Annotated in this window: 18 protein-coding genes; 12 read left to right on the top strand and 6 right to left on the bottom strand. The window is 44.7% G+C overall.

Annotated elements, in window-relative coordinates:
- Positions 1–8: 8 nt before the first annotated feature.
- Genes rnc through ACYQ0C_RS20360 form a run of 3 tightly spaced genes read right to left on the bottom strand, consistent with a single transcriptional unit; the run spans position 9 to position 2443 of the window.
- Complete coding sequence (gene rnc, locus ACYQ0C_RS20350) at positions 9–920, bottom strand: ribonuclease III (protein WP_016274661.1); 912 nt, start codon at positions 918–920, stop codon at positions 9–11.
- Positions 921–922: 2 nt separating this feature from the next.
- Positions 923–2188 (bottom strand): beta-ketoacyl-ACP synthase II, encoded by a 1266-nt coding sequence (gene fabF, locus ACYQ0C_RS20355; RefSeq protein WP_016274662.1) that lies wholly within the window; start codon positions 2186–2188, stop codon positions 923–925.
- 18 nt (positions 2189–2206) lie between these two features.
- Positions 2207–2443, bottom strand: coding sequence for an acyl carrier protein (locus ACYQ0C_RS20360; protein WP_005844276.1), 237 nt, complete (start codon positions 2441–2443; stop codon positions 2207–2209).
- A gap of 152 nt (positions 2444–2595) precedes the next feature.
- Between ACYQ0C_RS20360 and purN the strand changes: the two genes are divergently transcribed.
- A complete protein-coding gene (gene purN / locus ACYQ0C_RS20365) occupies positions 2596–3174 on the top strand; it encodes a phosphoribosylglycinamide formyltransferase (RefSeq protein WP_016274663.1) in 579 nt (192 codons plus the stop codon).
- On the opposite strand, the gene ACYQ0C_RS20370 is transcribed toward purN, so the two are convergent.
- A complete protein-coding gene (locus ACYQ0C_RS20370; protein ID WP_016274664.1) occupies positions 3146–3691 on the bottom strand; it encodes an RNA polymerase sigma-70 factor in 546 nt (181 codons plus the stop codon). The two genes, purN and ACYQ0C_RS20370, sit on opposite strands and share 29 nt — an antisense overlap.
- A 323-nt stretch (positions 3692–4014) precedes the next feature.
- On the opposite strand from ACYQ0C_RS20370, the gene ACYQ0C_RS20375 reads away from it, so the two are divergent.
- Positions 4015–7056 (top strand): SusC/RagA family TonB-linked outer membrane protein, encoded by a 3042-nt coding sequence (locus ACYQ0C_RS20375; protein ID WP_025019557.1) that lies wholly within the window; start codon positions 4015–4017, stop codon positions 7054–7056.
- A complete protein-coding gene (locus tag ACYQ0C_RS20380) occupies positions 7056–8759 on the top strand; it encodes a SusD/RagB family nutrient-binding outer membrane lipoprotein (RefSeq protein WP_016274666.1) in 1704 nt (567 codons plus the stop codon). The genes ACYQ0C_RS20375 and ACYQ0C_RS20380 overlap by 1 nt, the downstream gene beginning before the upstream one ends.
- A 431-nt stretch (positions 8760–9190) precedes the next feature.
- On the opposite strand, the gene ACYQ0C_RS20385 is transcribed toward ACYQ0C_RS20380, so the two are convergent.
- A complete protein-coding gene (locus tag ACYQ0C_RS20385) occupies positions 9191–10174 on the bottom strand; it encodes a hypothetical protein (protein WP_016274667.1) in 984 nt (327 codons plus the stop codon).
- A 433-nt stretch (positions 10175–10607) separates the two neighbouring features.
- Between ACYQ0C_RS20385 and ACYQ0C_RS20390 the strand changes: the two genes are divergently transcribed.
- The 5 genes from ACYQ0C_RS20390 to ACYQ0C_RS20410 all read left to right on the top strand — a co-directional run bounded on the left by ACYQ0C_RS20390 (position 10608) and on the right by ACYQ0C_RS20410 (position 15766).
- Positions 10608–11117 (top strand): RNA polymerase sigma-70 factor, encoded by a 510-nt coding sequence (locus tag ACYQ0C_RS20390; protein ID WP_016274668.1) that lies wholly within the window; start codon positions 10608–10610, stop codon positions 11115–11117.
- 73 nt (positions 11118–11190) lie between these two features.
- Positions 11191–11994, top strand: coding sequence for a FecR family protein (locus tag ACYQ0C_RS20395; RefSeq protein WP_025076944.1), 804 nt, complete (start codon positions 11191–11193; stop codon positions 11992–11994).
- Positions 11991–14663 carry a TonB-dependent receptor gene (locus ACYQ0C_RS20400; protein ID WP_016274670.1) on the top strand — a complete coding sequence of 891 codons (2673 nt, stop codon included), beginning with the start codon at positions 11991–11993 and terminating at the stop codon, positions 14661–14663. The genes ACYQ0C_RS20395 and ACYQ0C_RS20400 overlap by 4 nt, the downstream gene beginning before the upstream one ends.
- Positions 14664–14669: 6 nt before the next feature.
- A complete protein-coding gene (locus tag ACYQ0C_RS20405; protein ID WP_016274671.1) occupies positions 14670–15638 on the top strand; it encodes a DUF4249 domain-containing protein in 969 nt (322 codons plus the stop codon).
- A 2-nt stretch (positions 15639–15640) separates the two neighbouring features.
- Positions 15641–15766: a hypothetical protein gene (locus tag ACYQ0C_RS20410; protein WP_016274672.1), complete on the top strand. Its 126-nt coding sequence runs from the start codon at positions 15641–15643 to the stop codon at positions 15764–15766.
- Positions 15767–15876: 110 nt separating this feature from the next.
- Here ACYQ0C_RS20410 and pdxB read toward each other — a convergent pair whose 3' ends face one another.
- Entirely contained in the window at positions 15877–16929 is a 1053-nt protein-coding gene (gene pdxB, locus ACYQ0C_RS20415; RefSeq protein ID WP_016274673.1) for a 4-phosphoerythronate dehydrogenase PdxB, read from the bottom strand.
- A gap of 125 nt (positions 16930–17054) precedes the next feature.
- Here pdxB and ACYQ0C_RS20420 point away from each other — a divergent pair, with 125 nt between their 5' ends.
- The 4 genes from ACYQ0C_RS20420 to ACYQ0C_RS20435 are packed head-to-tail and all read left to right on the top strand — an operon-like array spanning position 17055 to position 20388.
- The gene (locus tag ACYQ0C_RS20420) at positions 17055–17660 is read left to right on the top strand and encodes a DUF4254 domain-containing protein (RefSeq protein ID WP_016274674.1); all 606 of its coding nucleotides are present in this window, start codon (positions 17055–17057) and stop codon (positions 17658–17660) included.
- 11 nt (positions 17661–17671) lie between these two features.
- Positions 17672–18703, top strand: coding sequence for a glycosyltransferase family 9 protein (locus ACYQ0C_RS20425; protein WP_016274675.1), 1032 nt, complete (start codon positions 17672–17674; stop codon positions 18701–18703).
- A gap of 14 nt (positions 18704–18717) precedes the next feature.
- A complete protein-coding gene (locus ACYQ0C_RS20430; RefSeq protein ID WP_016274676.1) occupies positions 18718–19467 on the top strand; it encodes a lipopolysaccharide kinase InaA family protein in 750 nt (249 codons plus the stop codon).
- A gap of 6 nt (positions 19468–19473) precedes the next feature.
- Positions 19474–20388, top strand: a complete 915-nt coding sequence (locus ACYQ0C_RS20435; protein WP_016274677.1) for a lysophospholipid acyltransferase family protein — start codon at positions 19474–19476, stop codon at positions 20386–20388.

Consider the following 20388-nt stretch of genomic DNA (forward strand, 5'->3'; position numbering starts at 1 on the left):
AGATTCAGCTAAATACTCTCTTTGAAAGCAACTTCCTCCGCTTCACTGATCATTTGCTCGTCCATATCCGATTTTTCAATTTCCTCCAAAGAAGAAGCCGGAACAGAAACCCCACTATCAGAAACCGTCACCTCCTCCTGAGGTGACTCACGGGCAGCCTTAGCCGCAAAAATACATTCAATAAAGCTGGAATCATTCTTGATTTTTCTCAAAGCCACATGCGCGGCCATTTGTTGGGACTCTTTTTTAGAATAACCAGTCCCTTTTCCTCCCGAAACACCTTCCACCAAGACTTCACTCTCAAAGGTAGGGCTGTATCCCTGATCGTGCGACTGGGTTATCAACTCAAAAGTGACCTCAAAGCGATTTTTCTGACTCCACTCTATCAGCTTGGATTTAAAGTTCACCTCCTTACGGGAAATCTTCTCCAAATTTATATAAGGGCCAATAATACGATGCTCCATAAAATATTTACAGGCACGATATCCTCTATCTAAATAAATGGCACCTACCAATGCCTCGAACGCATTGCCACACATATAGCTGTTATGAGAAGACTGGCGGGCAGTATATTTGATCAGCTTATCCAAACCAATCTCTATGGCCAAACGATTCAAGGTTTCACGCTGCACTATTTTAGAACGGGTATTCGTCAGAAACCCCTCACGCTTTCCTTCAAACCTTTTGTAAACGATATCTGCCACCACAGCATCCAGAATAGCATCTCCCAAGAATTCCAAACGTTCATTATTAAGTAAACGCCCCTTGTCAGACTTCACCGATGAAGATTTGTGAAGCAAAGCCTGTTCATAGATGCTAATGTCTTTAGGATAGAATCCAAGCATCTTATAAAAACGAAGATAAGACTCCTTATCCTTGCGAAAAAGAAGTCTTATCTTATCCTTTATATTGCTAAACACGATTATTCAGCATATTTTTTTACGATTACACATGCATTATGTCCACCAAAACCAAAGGTATTGCTCAATGCAGCGTTCACAGTACGCTTCTGAGCCTCATTGAACGTAAAGTTCAAATTATAATCGATATTCTCATCGTTATCACCTTCCTCGTGGTTAATAGTCGGCGGAACAATGTCGTTCTTCACAGCCAATACACTGGCAATCGCTTCTACCGCACCGGCAGCGCCCAACAAGTGACCTGTCATAGACTTAGTAGAGCTGATATTCAATTTATAGGCGTGGTCTCCAAACACATCCTTGATAGCTTTCACTTCCGAAACATCACCTACAGGAGTTGAGGTTCCATGTACATTGATATAGTCAATATCTTCCGGCTTCATTTCAGCATCTTCCAATGCATTCATCATCACCAGCTTGGCTCCTAATCCTTCCGGATGAGAGGCTGTCAGGTGGTAAGCATCAGCAGAAGCGCCTACACCGGCAAGTTCCGCATAAATCTTAGCGCCACGTGCTTTTGCATGTTCCAGTTCTTCTAGAATCAGGCAACCTGCGCCTTCCCCCATCACAAAACCATCACGGCTTGCGCTGAACGGACGAGATGCACGCTCCGGATCATCATTACGGGTAGACAAAGCATGCATGGAGTTAAAACCGCCCAAACCAGCTTCAAAGATTGCAGCCTCCGCACCACCTGCCACAATTACATTAGCCTTACCCAGACGAATATAGTTGAATGCATCGGCAATGGCATTTGATGAAGACGCGCAAGCAGAAGTTGTTGTAAAGTTAGGGCCATGAAAGCCATACATGATAGAGATCTGTCCCGATGCGATATCAGCTATCATCTTGGGAATAAAGAATGGGTTAAATTTCGGTCCCACAGTATCTTTGTTCAGCGTATAATTGGCTACTTCTTCTTCAAAAGTATGAATACCCCCGATACCTACACCGTAAATCACACCTATTCTGTTCAAATCTTCTTTTTCGAGGTCCATTCCAGAATCTTCCACCGCTTCTTTAGCAGCTACAATGGCATACTGTGTATACAGATCCATTTTACGAAGTTCTTTGCGGTCAATGTAGTCAGTTCCATTGAAGTTTTTCACTTCGCATGCAAAATGAGTCTTGAATTTAGACGCATCGAAATGAGTAATAGGTCCTGCTCCGCTTACACCCTTCAGTAGATTTCCCCATGTTTCAGCAACATTATTACCTACAGGAGTAAGAGCACCAAGACCTGTTACTACTACTCTTTTTAATTCCATATTATAAAATAGGGATAATTACTTAGCGTTAGCTTCGATATAAGAAACGGCGTCGCCTACTGTACCAATCTTTTCAGCCTGATCATCAGGGATAGAAATACCGAATTCTTTTTCAAATTCCATAATCAGTTCGACAGTATCCAATGAATCTGCTCCCAGATCATTAGTGAAGCTTGCTTCAGTTGTAACTTCTGACTCTTCTACACCTAATTTATCAACGATAATAGCTTTTACTCTTGATGCAATTTCAGACATAACTTTAATTTTTTAGTTAATAAATTGAATTATTTTATTTTCTTTGCGGTTGCAAAGGAATAAATATTTCTTGGGCTGAGCAAATATTCAGGCAAATAAATGCAGGATTTTGCACATTTTTTTGTTTTATGTGCACCAAAACAGGAATTATCATGAAGAAAATTGCAATTCTGGCTTCAGGAGAAGGTACCAATGCCGAAAGGATTATTCGGTATTTTTTAGAGAAAAGAACAGCGGAAGTAGCGTTAGTTATCACCAACAAGGCACAAGCCGGTGTGCTCAAGCGGGCTGAAAGACTGAGTGTTCCGTCACTCATCCTCACAGCTCAAGAATTTGCCGGCGGGAAGGCGCTGGAAGCACTTCACCTATATAATATAGACTTCATCGTACTGGCAGGCTTCCTCCTAAAAGTACCTGATACCATTTTGCATGATTATCCGAATAAAATAGTAAATATTCATCCGGCTCTCCTTCCCAAATTTGGCGGCAAAGGTATGTACGGTTCCCATGTGCACCAAGCTGTCATAGCTTCTAATGAAAAGGAAAGCGGCATCACTATCCATTATATAAACGAGCATTATGATGAAGGAAATACCATTTTCCAAGCCACCTGTCCGGTGTTGCCCGATGACACGCCGGACACATTGGCGGCACGAGTACACCAGTTGGAATATGAACACTTCCCTCGGGTAATCGAAAGAGCTATTCTAGGAAAAAGTCCCTCAATCTGATACGGAAGAACTGAAGGGCTTTGCCCATCCGGTAGTTGACTGTCTGTACCGACACCTCCAGCATATCGGCAATTGCTTTATGAGTCAGTTGCTTGTATCGGCTCATAACATATACTTCCTGCTGTTCTTTAGGAAGAGCATGAAACGCTTCCATATAAGCATTAAATAATTCCGTACTATAATTAGGATCCAATGCCGACAGGGATTTCATCTGTTGGTTCTGATATCGCTCGTACACCTGGCGGGTAATATGGGAACGAGTGATTGAATTCAGTGCCCTGTTTCTGACACTGGTAAATAAAAAAGATTTCAGCGACAAGTCCTCTACCAGCAATTCACGCTTTTCCCACACATACATCATCAAATCCTGCACTATTTCTTCGGCTTCCTCAGAAGACACATACGAGGAACAAAACAAACATAGCGGTTTGTAATAAGAAGCGTAAACCAGAGAAAATACTTTTTGATTTCCCGACTTCAGGGTTCTAATAATTAACCGGTTATCATTAAGGTTCATAGGTCATTTTTAATTTAAGGTCACACAAACATAAGCATTTATTTTGAAGTAAGAGACAAGGATGGGATAAAATATAAAAAATATAAGTTTTTGTTTAGTAACCCGGTCATGATATTTGTATTAATAATGCCGACCGGCTTAAAAAGAGATGAACAGAAACCTTAATAAATAAACCTTGATAAGTTAACCTTAAACTGAGTGCCTATGCGGAAATTACCAAATCAAACCTACTCTATTGGGTAAATATGCCCAATAATCAACAAACCTATTATTCAATCTGAAAACAAAAATCTAATTAAGAATGAACCTCAAAATCTAACCTTATGAGACGAACTTTTACTTTTTTCCTAACATTCCTATTGGGAATGTTTGCAACAGCGATGTATGCACAAACGCATACAGTCAGCGGTACCGTAATAGACAAAGACGCCAACGAACCTCTGATTGGTGCAAACGTATTAATTAAAGGTACAACTATCGGAACGGTAACCGATCTCGATGGGAAATATACCCTGCAAGCCGGTGACAAAGACATACTGGTATTCTCCTATTTAAGTATGAAAACCATAGAGGAGCCAGTGAACGGACGTACAGTTATCAATGTGAAGATGACATCGGACACAGAAACATTAGGCGAAGTCGTAGTGACGGCAATGGGTATCAAACGCCAGTCCGAGACACTGACCTATTCCGCACAGACAGTGGGAGGTAAAGACGTGAACGACATCAAGAGTGTCAACATGATCAACTCCCTGCAAGGTAAAAGTGCCGGTATGATGATTACTCCGAACTCCACCGGAGCCGGCGGGTCTTCTAAAATCCTGTTCCGCGGCAATAAGTCCATCAGCGGCAATAACCAACCATTAGTAGTAGTAGACGGTGTCCCTGTGATGATGAATATCACCGGTTCACAAGTAAACAGCAACTACGGAGGCCAGCGAGACGGTGGTGATGCCATGTCCACAATCAATCCGGATGACATTGCCCAAATCACTTTGCTGAAAGGTGCATCGGCAGCAGCGCTTTATGGTGCGGTAGCAGCCAATGGTGCCATCATGATCACCACCAAATCAGCACAGTCGGGCAAAGTTTCCGTCAATGTATCCAGCAACACCACCATGGAAAACCCAATGGTACTGCCTGAGTTCCAGACTAATTATGGAATGAGCGACAACGGTACTTTCAGTTGGGGTGAAAAGCTAAGCAACAAAGCTCCCAATTATGCTAAGAAATTCTTCCGTACCGGATTTACGACCAATAACTCCATCTCTTTAAGTGGAGGAAATGAAAATATCCAGTCTTATTTTTCTTATGCCAATGTCTATTCACAAGGTATCACTCCACAAAACGACTACCGAAGCCACAATTTAAATTCAAAAGTAGGCTTCAATGTGCTGAAAGACATCCATATTGATTTCACAGCTAAATTCACCAACCAGCACATCGCCAACCAGGCGGCAGCCGGTTATTTGTGGAATCCGCTGACCGGTGTTTATCTCTTCCCCAGAGGAGAAGACTGGAACGGATACAAAGAAAACTTCGAAGTATATGATCCCGCAAGAGGTTGCTATGTTCAGAACTGGACAAATACAAAACAACAGCAGTTCGGCAATCCATATTGGATGCTGAACAGACAGACTCCGGTGACCGACCGTAACCGCTATGAATTCGGCGGAAGCATCAAATGGGACATTACTCCTGATTTGAACATCCAAGGACGTATGCGTTATGAAAGAGGTGAAGAACACTGGGTACACAATGCTTACGCATCCAGCGTGGGAAATCTTTATCCGATGGGGCGTATGAAAGACAACCGCTATTTCAGCGACCAACTTTACGGAGATGTGCTGGTTAGTTACAACCATACATTCAATGATCTTTCCGTGTCTGCTACCGCAGGTTCCAGCTTTACAAAGACCAAAACCTCTCACGTTGACCTATGGGGGGAAGGCTCCCAATTCTCACAGCCCGGTTCCGGAAACATCTATTATCCCAACATCTTTACCCCGAACAATTACTACGGCAATATGTCCACTGTGGGTAAGGACGATAGCTGGATGACTCAAAAACGACTGAACTCTGTATTTGCCACCGCGCAACTGGGTTACCGTGAAGGTATCTTCATTGACATATCAGCGCGTAATGACTGGTCATCAGCATTAGCATTTACCGAAAGCTGCTCATTCTTTTATCCGTCTTTCGGCGGCAGTGTTCTGTTGAATAAATTTATAGATATGGGCAAGAACATCGACTTGTTCAAATTCCGTGCAAGCTATTCTATCGTAGGTAATGACGTACCTGTATTCATGAGTAACCTGCTTTACTCACTAGGTTCTCAAGGTGCCATTACTCCTCCCGACAAAGCCCCGTTCAGAACATTAAAGCCAGAAAAGACTCATTCTCTGGAAATTGGCTTTGACGGTACATTCCTGCAAAACCGTTTGAACATCAACCTGACATATTATAAGACCAACACCAAGAACCAATTCTTCTCTGTTGCGGCTCCTTACGAATCAGGCTTGAGAAACCGCTATGTAAACGCCGGTAATGTAGAAAACAAAGGTTTTGAATTCAATATCGGATGGTACGAGCAGTTCACTGACAACTTCAGCTGGAGTACCAATCTGAATTTCTCATACAACGACAATAAAATCAAAGAACTTGTCGACGACCTTCCCAACGGACTTACATTGACCGATTTCGGAGGTGCGAAAGTCATATTGAAAGAAGGTGGTCACTATGGTGACCTGTATGTGCGCCACCTGATGCGTGACGAAAGCGGTAAACCTTTGCAAAATGAAAAAGGGGAACCTATCGTAAGCGGTGATTCTATGGACGATTTGGAATATGCAGGCAACATGAACGCCAAAGTAAATATGGGATGGACCAACACATTCCGCTACAAGGACTTTTCACTATCCTTCTTGATTGATGCCAAATTCGGTGGCAAGGTAATCGGTATGACCGAAGCGGCTTTAGACGGATGGGGTGTGTCAAAGCGTTCAGGTGAAGCCCGTGATGCCGGCGGTATTACAATAGACGGAGTAAAATTTGATGCCGACAAGTACTATCGTACTACCGGCAACAACAATTTCAACAGTCCATACGCCGTAGAGAACTATGTTTATGACGCTACCAACATACGCCTTCGTGAAATGACCTTCGGCTATACCTTCCGTAACCTGCTGGGTGCGGGCAAGAACCTGACAGCAGCCATCATCGGGCGCAACCTGTTCTTTTTCCATAAGGACGCACCGATGGACCCAGACGTATCAGCAGGTACAGGCAACGGCATACAAGGTGTAGATATGTTTGCACTGCCTACCTCGCGCAGCTTTGGTCTTAATTTAAAACTTAACTTCTAATGCTTGAAACTATGAAACGGAATAAAATATTAACATACGCCTTTTTAATGGCAATTCCAATGACTGTAGGAAGCATCTTCTCTTCCTGCACAGACGACTTTGAGAAATTGAATACCAGCAATATCCAGGTAAACCCGGCAGACCTTCCTTTTGCCGCACAGTGTACCGAACCGATGACCTACTGTTATCCGCCTCAACAAAACATGTTCCAGTTCTGGACCAACCTGACCATTGACCTTTATGGAGGATACTTCATGACTCCCAACGGTAACTTCACCAACGGAGATATGGGCGAAAACCGCGGTCACAGCGGCGGTATGTATGAGAACTATTATCTCCACATCTTCAATAACACCCGCCGCATCATCGCCCAATGCGATGCCAGCGGTGAAAAAGGGTTGTCGGGTGTCATGCGAATCGTTCAGGCTTACGGAACACTGATGACTACGGATGCTTACGGTCCCATACCTTACAGTTCCATCCTGTCGGGAGAAAACGAAGTGTACTTTGAGTTCGACAGCCAGAAAGACCTGTATAAAGCCATGCTTGAAGATTTGAGTACAGCCATTACTGACATCAGCGCCATGGGAGAAGGTGAAATAGCCAAATTAAAATCCTTCGATTGCTGGTGCAACGGCGATAAAGACTTATGGATAAAGATCGCCAATACCATGAAACTGCGTATGGCCTTACGTTTGTCCAAACGGGAAACTGAAGCCGGCAATGCCGGAATGAACCTGAAAGCCATCGCCACCGAAGCTGCCAAAAACACATTGGCAACAGTTAATAAAGACATTCTGATTGACAAGAGTCTTGAAAATGAAATGTGGCTGATGTTCGCTTGGGGCGATTGTGGGTTTAACGCCAATCTGGTAACAATAATGAGTGGAACCAAAGACCCGCGCCAACCATTATACATGACGCTGAATACCGGAGATATAAAGAATGACGCCGGTACCACCACCGTAGCCGCCCAAAGTCAATATTTAGGCATCCGCTTCGCCAGCGGGCTTCCTGCCAAAGCAAACAATTGGGGTAACTTCTCCGGTTGGATCCAAGGTAACAACGGTTCCTCTTATTCCATGCCGTTACCTATCATGAAAGCAGCGGAGGCATACTTCCTGCTAGCCGAAGCGAAGTTAAGATGGGACATCGGAAGCGAAAGCGTAAAGAATTTATATGAAAACGGCATCCGCATTTCCATGGCTAACGAATTGGCCTACCGAGGCAGCTATGCCGGCGTGAAAGAGTATCCGGAAGGAGCAGTAGATGCCTACATCAATGGGACAAGCACTCAGATAGACTATGTAGATCCTGTCAAATCCGAATTAAGCACTCCTGCCGTGAATAAATTAGGTGTAAAATGGGATGAAAGCGCAAGCAATGAAGAAAAATTAGAAAGAATCATCACGCAAAAATGGCTTGCTTTGTTCCCGTTATCCACCGAAGGTTGGGCAGAGCAACGCCGCACCGGTTATCCCCGTTTCTTCCCGGCATTTGTCAATGAAAGCAATGGAGCCGTAAATACAGAAGAAGGAGTACGCCGCGTGATTTATAGCAGCCAGGCTTATGATGCCAACGCTAAGGGAGTAGAAGGCGGACTCAAACTTCTTGATGAGGAGAATTCCAGCAAATTCGGTATCTCCGGCGATAAAGGAGGTACACATCTTTGGTGGGACAACGCTGATAAAGGGAACTTTTAAATATAATATTTTAAGGTAAAAACTGTGATTTTTGTTTTAATAGGTATTTCAGATTAAAATTTCGGATGAGGGTGTCAAAACTCTCTCTTTGAAGAAATCACCCCTGCTACAACTATTTGTCGCAGGGGTGAAACTTTCTGTTTGGGCATTATGACACCCCTCATTTTACTTGACATACTGCATCCTGTCCTCACGGATTATGGAACTCTTATCATAGTAGATATAAAATTCATTTGAATTATTTTGTGAGTGGGTCTTGAACCCCCCAAAAAAAAATTGATGTTTCTATACATTCCGGCAATACGTAAGTTGTAGACTCCATATAATCAAATGGCGTGTATGATTCTTTGCAGCATGATCAGCATTCGGACACAAGCTCGAAAGAAGTCAATTCATCATGTCCGTACCTTTTCCGGAACATCACAATCGCATCATGAATCGATATATTGTTTGATTTGTTCCATAGGTATTCCTAATTGTTCGGATATCTCATTAATTGATGCTTCATTGTTACAGAGCATCTTAACCATGGAGCGAATCATCTGCTCTTTCTGTTCAATGACCTGCTTGTTCTGCTCAATGACCTGCTTGTTCTGCTCAATCACCTGCTCTTTCTGCTCAATCACCTGTTCTTTTTCCTCTATCACCTTATTCTTGAGCATTATTGTCGTATCCCTGTCCTCTATTTCCGAAAGAATCTCGTCCTCTATCTCCATGGCACGGCGCACAGCGGGTGCCGCAGCGGCCTTCAGCAGGCGGTGCACCACATACTTCACTTCCTCGTCCATGTGCTCATCGTTTATTTCCAGATAATGCTCGCTGTCGGGCTGCCGGTATTCCTGGTCGAACACGCTCAGCAGACGTTCCAGGCGGTTGCGGGTACGTCCGGTGAGGAACGGGATCTGTACGATGATGCTGTCATGCGTCAGACTCTCGATGAAAGGGTCAGGAGCAGGGAGCGGATGGTCATCATAGTCCAGATAGCTGCGGCGCACATAAACCACCGGCTCGGTGAGGTCACCCAGGGGATGTCCCAGGATGTAGATGGAAATGATGGGCAGCCCGTACGTACGTCTTTGTCCGTGCTCGTTCTTCTCTTCGACCATGTTCTCCTTGTTGAGGTACTGCGTACCCAGGTATTGGCGGAAGCGCAAGGTCTCCGTAATCAGCCAGGTCTTTTGCAGTTCGATAAGGACAAGGTGTTCCGAACCGTCGCTCTCGCGGATCTTTGCAGAGAAGTCGATGCGGAAGAGCGAGATGCGTGTCTGCTCCATGGATGTATACTCGTGGCGGCGCATCTCCAGGTCTATGATCTCCTTTTTCAGCAATGCGGAGAGCAGTATCTTGGCGACTTTCTTGTCTTCCATCAGGAATTTGAAAACGGCATCGTAAATAGGGTTGGCTATGATGGTCATAATGCTTATGGTTTGATGATGAAGCAAATGTACCTCTTTTTTTTGAATAGCAAGCGAAATCTCTCGTAATTAATTGAAATGATCGTCACTGGCATGAGATGGCTGTGAGGTCTGTTTGGTTGTAAAGAAAAGTATGTGGACTTCGTGAGCCAAGTAAGCGGTGTTACTTTGCCTGGGAACATATCTTACTTTGCCCACGAAGATATCTTACTTTTTTCAGTGGGATATGATCGTTCATGATACTCTATAGAGAAGACTCTGAAGGAAAAATACTAAATACCTATCAGGCAAGCAAACAATCAACATCAAAAACAAAAAAACGTGTGCCTAAATGAAAAAGCCGTGTGGAATGAAAGACTTTTTCCCCTCTTGCTGTTTGACAAATAAAAGAAAAGCCGTAAGTTTGCCATTCAAAACAGAATAGAAACACAGCATGAAACTATCAGCCAAGGAATTTGAATATCATTTCCGCTGCCTTTACCGTCCTCTGAATATGTATGCCTTACGCTATACTGAAAACCTGGATGATGCAGAAGACATTGTCCAGCAAGCTTTTTCCGATGTATGGGAGAAACTTGCCGAAGGCACACCTGTCCAGAACCTGAAAGCCTATATGTATCAAGCGGTGCGCAACCGTTCGCTCTCCCTCATTGCCAACCGTCAAGCACACTGCGATGCAACGGAGCTGACAGATTTGGAAGATTTGACAGAAGAAGAACGCATCATTCGGTCAGAACGAGATGCCCGCCTCTGGACTGCCATCGACCATCTCCCGGCCGAACGCAAAAGAATTTTCCTGCTTTCCAAACGTGACGGACTTACTTATCAGGAAATAGCCAGCGAGCTAGGCATTTCCATCAAAACAGTTGAACATCAAATCAGTAAGGCACTAAAAGCACTGCGAGAGACTGCCATTAAAGTATATACTTTCTTCTTCGGATAAAAAAAAAATCGGCAGGCGGATGGGGGAATTTTGTCTTTTCCCTGTCTTAGTAGTGAAAATGAATAGAAATAACATGGAAAAAGAAGAAAAAGATATCCGCTTTGTGGCCCGGTTCTATCGGGAAAACAGGCTGAACACGACGAAAGCCTGGCAGAAGCTAGGTATCCGAAAAGAGAGAAATCATGCAACCTTGTTATATAGGCTGACGGCCATTGCCGCCGTCGTGGGCTTGATAGCCGGATTCAGCTGGTGGTGGATGTATGACAGACAGGACTGGATTGTCATTGCCTCACCCACTCGCACCGTCAAAGAAATCACACTTCCGGATGACAGCCGCATCACGTTGGCCGAAAACTCAACCCTACGATATGACCGTAAGGCATACGGCAAGAAAAACAGAAACGTCGCATTGGACGGGAAAGCCTATTTCTCGGTCGTACATCAGGAACAATGCTCTTTCACCGTACAAACCGAACTGGCAAACATACAAGTATTAGGCACACGGTTCCAAGTAACGGCAAAAGCAGACCAAACTTCGGCAACCGTAGAATCGGGAAAAGTCCTTTTCTATAACAAAGAACAAAAAGAGGCCATTCTGACAAAAGGGATGCATGCTTCCATAAACCAACAAGGACAGATGCGGATAGACAAACAAAGTGATCCCAATGCTTTTGCCTGGAAAACCCGTGTATTTGTCTATAATGAAACTTCTCTGAAAAAGGTAGTGGAAGAATTGGAAGCAGTTTACAAAGTACATATTAACAGAGTTCCACAGGAAACACATTACCTGACCGCTTCTTTTGACAATATCCCGGTAGAGGAAATCATTGAAATCATTAACCAGACACTCGACACTAAACTAGACATAACTAAATGATGCAATTCCATTCTAAAATTTCTTTGCTTCTGCTCCTATGCCTCATGCACTTCTGCATTGAGGCAAAAGGAACAGAACATGAAGACGAACCGCTTGTTACATTGGATATGCGCCAAGCTCCTGTACAGAAAGTACTGGCAGAAATCACCCGGCAGACAGGTGTAACTTTTTCGTATGAATCATCATTGATAAAACATCTGCCTGCGGTGGACATAACCATGACCGACAAACCGTTGTCTTACTGTTTGCGCATCTTATTACAGAAACTGCCTGTGGAATACATACAGACAGGCAAGTACATCATTCTCAAAAAGAAACAGAAGACGGTGGTAATCAGCGGATTTGTACGAGACAAAGCCTCTTCAGAATCCCTCATAGGCGCCTCCATCTATGATGCGGAAAGCCACCGGGGGACAACCAGCAATGCAGACGGTTTCTTCAGTCTGACATTGAAAGCCGGAAACAACGTCTGCCTGAACATTTCCTACGTAGGATATGACAGTTTCCAGCAGTCATTCACGCAATTGGAACAAGACACTCTGCTCCCAATTCTGCTAAGCAGCCATCAGCAACTTGCCGAAGTAATCATAACCAGCCAATACACCGCTTCCTCGTCAGTCCATACATCCGGAATGGGACACACCCGCCTCAACAAAAACCTAATCCGGCAAACTCCCGTGCTATTTGGAGAGTCCGACATTATAAAAACCCTACAAACCCTGCCAGGGGTATCGGCAGGAATGGCTGGATTGGCAGGCATGCACGTACGAGGCGGTAACGGAGATGATAATCTTTACATGATAGAAGGCAACCCACTGTACCAGATCAACCATGTGGGCGGCTTGTTCTCGGCCTTTAATGCCGAAGCTGTAAAGGACGTGGAATTCTTTAAATCCGCTTTCCCCGCCCGTTACGGGGGAAGGCTGTCCAGCGTGGTCGATATACATACAAAGGACGGAAACATGAAAGAATATCATGGAAGCGCCATGTTGGGACTGACCTCAGGCAGCCTCAATCTGGAAGGACCTGTCGTGAAAGACCGGACTTCATTCAACTTTGCGTTACGCCGTTCATGGATTGACGCCCTTTCCGCCCCAGCCATCGCCATCTGGAATTCTACCAGAGATAAAGGAGACACCGAAATCGTGGCGCGATATGCCTTTACAGACATGAACTTTAAACTCAACCACCAGTTCAATGACCGCAGCCGCGGCTATGCCGGAGTGTACTGGGGAAACGATTTCTTGAAAGGAGGAGAAAAGAGAGATGGGAATAACGGGTACGAAAGCAGAAATACCGGCAAGCTGCGATGGGGAAACATCATGGCATTTACCGGCTGGTCATACGTATTCAGCAACCGACTCTTCGGCAATGTAAACGCCGCCTTCACTCACTACTCCTCCACCCTGAAAGGAGACTATTACCAAGGAACGGAGACCAGCTATGTATCACAAGAAAGTTCAACCCGAAACCGCATCAACGACTTCAGTTTACGCGCCAGCTTTGACTTCCGTCCCAGTACTTCCCATCAGTTGCGCTTCGGAGCTCATTATATCTATCACCGTTTCCACCCTGTAGATGAGAAGTTCCATTTTGCCAATGGTCTGACCGCTCAAACCAGACAAAGCGACAACACCATCCTGCCGGCACACGAATTAGGCATATATATGGAAGAAGACTGGAAAATAAATCAGAAGATACGCTTGAATGCCGGAATCCATATCGGATTGTACACCATCGACTGCAAAACATACACTTCTCTGGAACCCCGGCTCGCAAGCCGTTTACTGATTAGTCCGCAGCTCAGCCTCAAAGCCTCCTATACCCGGATGAGTCAGTATGTACACCAGCTTAATGAAAGCTACATCAATCTGCCTACGGACACGTGGATGCCGGTCAGCCATAAACTGAAACCGATGCAGAGTGACCAAATCGCCTTGGGGGCCTATTATACCACCTATAACCAAACTTACTCTTTTTCCATAGAAGGATATTACAAATGGATGAAACACCTCATAGATTATAAAGACAACTACCAGTTTCTTCCTCCTTCAACCCACTGGGAAGATAAACTGACTCAAGGAAAAGGCCGTTCATACGGCATAGAACTTATAGCCCGCAAAGAAAAAGGAAAAATAACAGGATGGGCAGGCTATACCTTAAGCTGGAATGACAGGCAGTTCACCGAAATAAATAAAGGTAGACGTTTCCCCGCCAAATTCGACAACCGACATAAATTCAATATTGTGGTTAATTGGAAAGTCCGTTCCAAAGTAGAACTGACCGGAAGCTGGACATACATGACCGGAAACCGGATTACGGTTTCTTTTGAGAACTATCAAGTCATATCCCCCCAGTACACCGGACACTACCTCCCGATGCCCGGAAACTCCCTGACCCCTCCCTATATGAGTTCAAACGGGCTGGATTATTACACGGAACGGAATAACTTCCAGCTTCCTGCCTATCACAGGCTCGATTTGGGCATCAATATCTACCGTCCGAAGAAAAAGGAACGGATGGGAATATGGAATATCAGCATCTATAATGTCTATTCCTACATGGCCCCCGTCAGCATACGCAAAGGATGGTGGTATGGTGAAAATTGCTTTCATACATTGGGAGTCATTCCCATCATACCGTCAGTTTCTTACACTTATAAATTTTAAACGATTATGAAACCGCTGTTGTACATGATACTTTCCGGAATTATCCTTACTTCCTGTTATCGGAAAATAGATTTGGACGAATATCGTACCACCCCCAAAATAGTTATAAACAGTACGGTATCGCCCGATACCGTAGTGATGGCTTCCATTACCCGGACCTGGTTTTATCCGGACCGCAGCCCCTATGTCAATCTTCCCCACGCCCGGGTGGAACTCTATATAAACAATCAATACATAGAGACCATGCAATGGAAAACTCTGGATAACCCTGGAAATCCGGACCAGCCAGACACCCTTTTCCTGTCGGATACCGTTCCGGTAGAAGGAGACAAGATAAAGATTGTGGCATCCACCCCCGAATATGGTACGGCAACAGCAGAAGATGTCATACCGAAAAAAGTACCCATAAAAGACATTAAACATACAATTAAAAAAGGTAACGGAGTCTATCAAGGAGAACTCGCCGATTATTATGAAATATATTATGAAATCGTTTTTGATGAATTTCCGGAAAAAAACAATTATTATCTGGCCAGAATCACACAAGCCCAAACAGACTATTACGGTTATCACACCCTTGGAATAGACTATATAGACCCCGTATTCAAAGAACAGGATGCCATATTGGACGGAAGTATGGCCTTCAACGGACTGGAAAAAAGAAGCGGTGCCCTCTTTACCGACCAAAGCATTAACGGGCAAACCTATACTTTACAAATAAAAGAAACAGCGACGAAACTGGGCGAGGCAGAACAAAGAATCATTTCCATCTACTCTCTTTCCGAGTCCTATTTTTTATACCTGCTGTCCTTACAGAAAATAGCCGGAAGCACATTGGAAGGAGGCTTAGGCAACATAGGACTTGCCGAACCCCTCCGCGTCTATAGCAATGTGGTAGGAGGAACCGGCATTTTAGGAGGCAACCAGCACTCGGAAAAAGCGATAACAATAAATAACCCATTTAAAAACAACTGATTATGGATACATTACAACAAACTCCCCCCTTATGGTACTGGAGCGAACCCGCATCGGGATACAGCATTGAAGATTGTGAGCAAATAGTGGCAGAAGAAAGGAAAGACAGCCAAAACTGTCAGCCTTGATGTCTGATGATATTCATCTGGTCATGCTGGACAAAACGAAGAATCTGTCCGCGTCTATATTGTATTCACCGATTTCTTCGCACTGCCCGACATGACCAAACAAAAAGAAATCAAAAAATAGTTTCCCGACCTCCTCCTATGGCAGAAGAAACAATTTCCCGCCTCAACGGATAATTCCCCCTCAAGCGCTCGAACTCCTCAGGATGCCGTTTCAACGCATCACTGTCACGCGTTGGATCATAGACCTGCAGGAAAGCCTCTTCCGGATCGGACGAGTAAGTCATAGGCGGCAAGGCAGGCGGTACTATTTTAAAGTCAGCTTGCAGGTGAAAGAAACGGCACAGCGCCTCCAACGCCATCCGGGTAGCGTTCGACTTTCCATCCGCCGAATAACCTGCAATATGAGGAGTGCCTAAAAAGACCTGCTGCAATAATTCCAGATTAATATCAGGCTCGTTCTCCCATGTATCAATGACAGCATCACTTATCCTCCCCGTTTTCAACGCATCGAGCAAAGCCAGAGTCTCTATGACTTCCCCACGGGAGGTATTGATTATAAGAGGTTTGCGTTGCAATTCCGCAAAAAAACCGGCATCCGCCAGGTGAAACGTATCATATTTCCCATTCCTGTTCAACGGAGTATGGAAAGTAATCATATCACATTCCCGTGCCAACACAGACAAATCCACGAAGCCCGCTTCCCCCCGGTCCGCACGCGGAGGATCATTCAACAACACACGCAGGCCCAATGAACGGGCCATACGCTCAACGCGGCTTCCCACATGACCCACCCCGACAATGCCCAGGCAGGTATCTTCCAGCCTCATCCCCTTCCGGCGTTTCAACAACAGCAACACCGAATGCAGATACTGCTCCACGCTGCCCGCATTGCAACCGGGACAGTTCTGCCATTCAATCCCCGCTTCACGGCAATAATCCACATCAATATGGTCAAAGCCGATGGTTGCCGTAGCAATAAACTTCACCTTGCTGCCTTCCAGCAACTCACGGTTACAACGGGTACGGGTACGGATTACCAATGCGTCAGCATCCCGTACATTTCCGGCGGTGAACCCACTGCCGGACAAATACACCACTTCATCGGCTATCTGTTCAACAGCCTCCCGAATATAGGGTATTTTATTATCTACAATTACTTTCATCTTTAAAAAAACTTGCCGAGTGACAAAGGTAGGCACTTTTACCGAATAATAATTGGTTGATTAGAAAACTTTGCATAGATTTGTCTTTTCAATTATTATAACGATAATAACAAAAATACGTAGCTATGACATTTACAGAACTTTGCAACCCTATTTTTGTCCAAGTCATCAATGACTATCACAAGACAGATAATGTGGATACTCCCATCAACAACCCATACGAGTTGAAAAGTATAGAGTACTATCTTTATCTGAAGAACTGGATTGACACAGTGCAATGGCACTTCGAAGATATCATCCGTGATCCGAATATCGATCCGGTGGAAGCCCTTGTTTTGAAAAGACGCATTGACAAATCAAACCAAGACCGCACCGACCTGGTAGAGCTGATAGACAGTTACTTCCTCGACAAATACAAAGACGTGAAAATAAACGCCGATGCCACAATCAATACCGAAAGTCCCGCATGGGCCATTGACCGTCTTTCCATTCTGGCACTGAAAATATACCACATGCGCCAAGAGGTGGAACGTACCGACACAACTCCCGGGCATCGCGCACAGTGCGAGAAGAAACTGACCATTTTGCTGGAACAGCAAAAGGACTTGTCCTCAGCCATAGACCAACTGATAACCGATATTGAAGCCGGACGCAAATACATGAAAGTATATAAGCAAATGAAAATGTATAACGACCCGGCTCTGAATCCTGTACTATACGGAAAGAAATAAGCAATTGCCTTATGGCCAAAATTCTGGTAATTCGTTTTTCGGCAATCGGTGATGTGGCAATGACCATTCCGGTTATCTATTCATTAGCCACCCAATACCCCCAGCACCAGATCATGGTGTTGAGCCGGGACACGCTTGCCCCTCTGTTCGAGGGGCTGCCCGACAATGTTCTTTTCCGTGGTGTGGACCTCAGAGGCGAACATTCAGGGCTGATGGGGCTGGGATGGCTGTACAATGACCTGAAGGAAGAACAGTTTGATGCCGTGGCCGATTTTCATGACGTTCTCCGCAGCAAATACCTGCGCTGGCGTTTCAAACTGTCGGGCGTCAAAGTGGCGCATCTGGACAAGGGACGCAGTGGAAAACGAAAACTGGTACGCCCCAAGCATAAAGTGATGCAATGCCAGAAATCTTCTTTCCAGCGTTATGCAGATGTCTTAAGGGATATAGGCTACCCCATACAGTTGGATTTCGTATCTTTGTTCGGAGACAAGAAAGGAACCATCCAATGCATGAGTCCACTGACCGGAGACAAGGACAAGAACAAATGGATAGGAATCGCGCCTTTCGCCGCACATGTAGGAAAAATCTACCCCCTGTCCAAACAAGAGCAGGTAATAAAACAACTTTCCACACGGAAAGACACCAAAATATTCCTGTTTGGTGGAGGACGGAAAGAGATAGAGGTATTGGAAAAATGGGCGAAGCAGTTCCCCAATGTCATTTCCACAGCCGGAAAACTGACGCTGAACTCGGAACTGGCATTGATGAGCCATTTAGACGTAATGCTATCCATGGACTCCGCCAATATGCACCTGGCCTCTTTGGTAAACATCCCCGTTATTTCCATCTGGGGGGCTACCCATCCATACGCCGGGTTCATGGGCTGGAAGCAGCTGCCCGCCAATGCCGTCCAGGTAGATCTGCCCTGCCGTCCCTGTTCCGTATTCGGGAACAAGCCTTGTCTTAGAAACGACTATGCATGCCTTCAAGGAATCACTCCCGAAATGGTGGTACAACGTATTGAAAGTGTAATTGATTAAAGAACAAACTGTATATGAAAATAGTAATTCATCCCGAATTCGTTGATGCCGCCGGTTTTATCAAGCGACTTCCCCAATCCTTTGAACAGGAAGGCGAATTGTTGTACGACAGCCGCAATAAAGTGAAACGATATAGGGTGAATGATAAGGATATGGTTGTCAAAAGATATAAGCAGCCTAATATCGTACAAAGAATCGCTTATACCTTTTTCAAGAAAAGCAAGACCGAAAGAGCTTATCTTTTTGCCGGGATGTTGCGCGAAAAAGGCTTTTCCACCCCCCATGAAGTAGCCTATATAGAACGGAAAAAGAACGGTCTGTTTCTGGACGGCTATTTCGTGTCACTCAACTGTAGCTATCCCCCCTTGTCGGAATTATTGCGGAAACACGATTTTGACAGGCATCCGGCTGACGAACTGGCTGCCTATATGGTTGAGTTACATAAAAAAGGAGTGCTTCATGGCGACCTGAACCTGACCAATATTCTGTATCACACAGACCAGGAAGGCCGATACCAATTCACCCTGATAGACACCAACCGTTCAAAGTTCAAACCAGCCCCCACCCGACAAGAGTGCCTGGAAAATCTGAAACGGTTGACACACAGCAAAGCTCTTCTACGCTATATTGTAATGCAATATGCCACTTTACGGGGATGGAATCCCAGAGAATGCGCCTTTATCGTTTTCCGCTACCTGTTGCATTTCGAGCAAAAACGAAAAAGGAAGCGCAAACTTCAATCGTGGATAGGAATAAAAAAATAATTGCTAATGAATATTATATACTATATTGTCTTTTTCTTCTGGTACCTGCTTTCGCTCTTACCACTGCCGGTTCTGTATGTTTTCTCCGACCTGCTCTATTTCCCTTTGTACTACTGCGTCCGTTACCGCCGCCGGATTGTAAGGAAAAACCTCACTGAATCATTCCCGGAACTGTCAAAAGAAAAAGTAATCCGCATAGAGAAGCAGTATTATCATTTTTTCTGCGATTATATCATAGAGACTATTAAACTGTTCTCCATCTCGAAGAAGCAACTGAAAAAACGGATGACATTCGGAGGAGTGGAAGAGATCGTGAGAAAGATGAAAGCAGAGGAGAAGAATTTTTGTTTCGTATATTTAGGGCACTACTGCAACTGGGAGTGGATAGCCTCTCTTCCCTATTGGGCCCCCGATGATATTCTTTGCGGACAAATCTACCACCCTCTGTACAACAAGGCGTTTGACAAACTTTTCCTGCGTCTGCGCAATCAGTTCGGCGGCGAATGTATCCCCATGAAAGAGACACTCCGCCGGATTATAGAATTAAAGCGGGCGAAGCAAAAGACAATCATCGGTTTTATATCCGACCAGACGCCCAAATGGAACAGTATCCACCATTGGACCGAGTTCTTCCATCGGGAAACTCCGGTTTTCATTGGTACAGAGCGTATTGGAAAACAAGTAGACGCACTGATTTATTATGCTGACGTGAAACGAATAAAAAGAGGATATTATCACTGCGAGTTCAAGCAACTGACAGATGATGCCAAATCCGTCCCCGATTATGGACTGACAGACCGGTACACAAAGAAGCTGGAACAGATGATAACCGCCGTGCCCCAATATTGGTTATGGAGTCATAACCGATGGAAACGCACGAAAGAAGAATTTGAAAGAAGAAAACAAGAAGAAAATAAATAG

The organism is Phocaeicola sartorii JCM 17136 = DSM 21941, assembly GCF_054653615.1.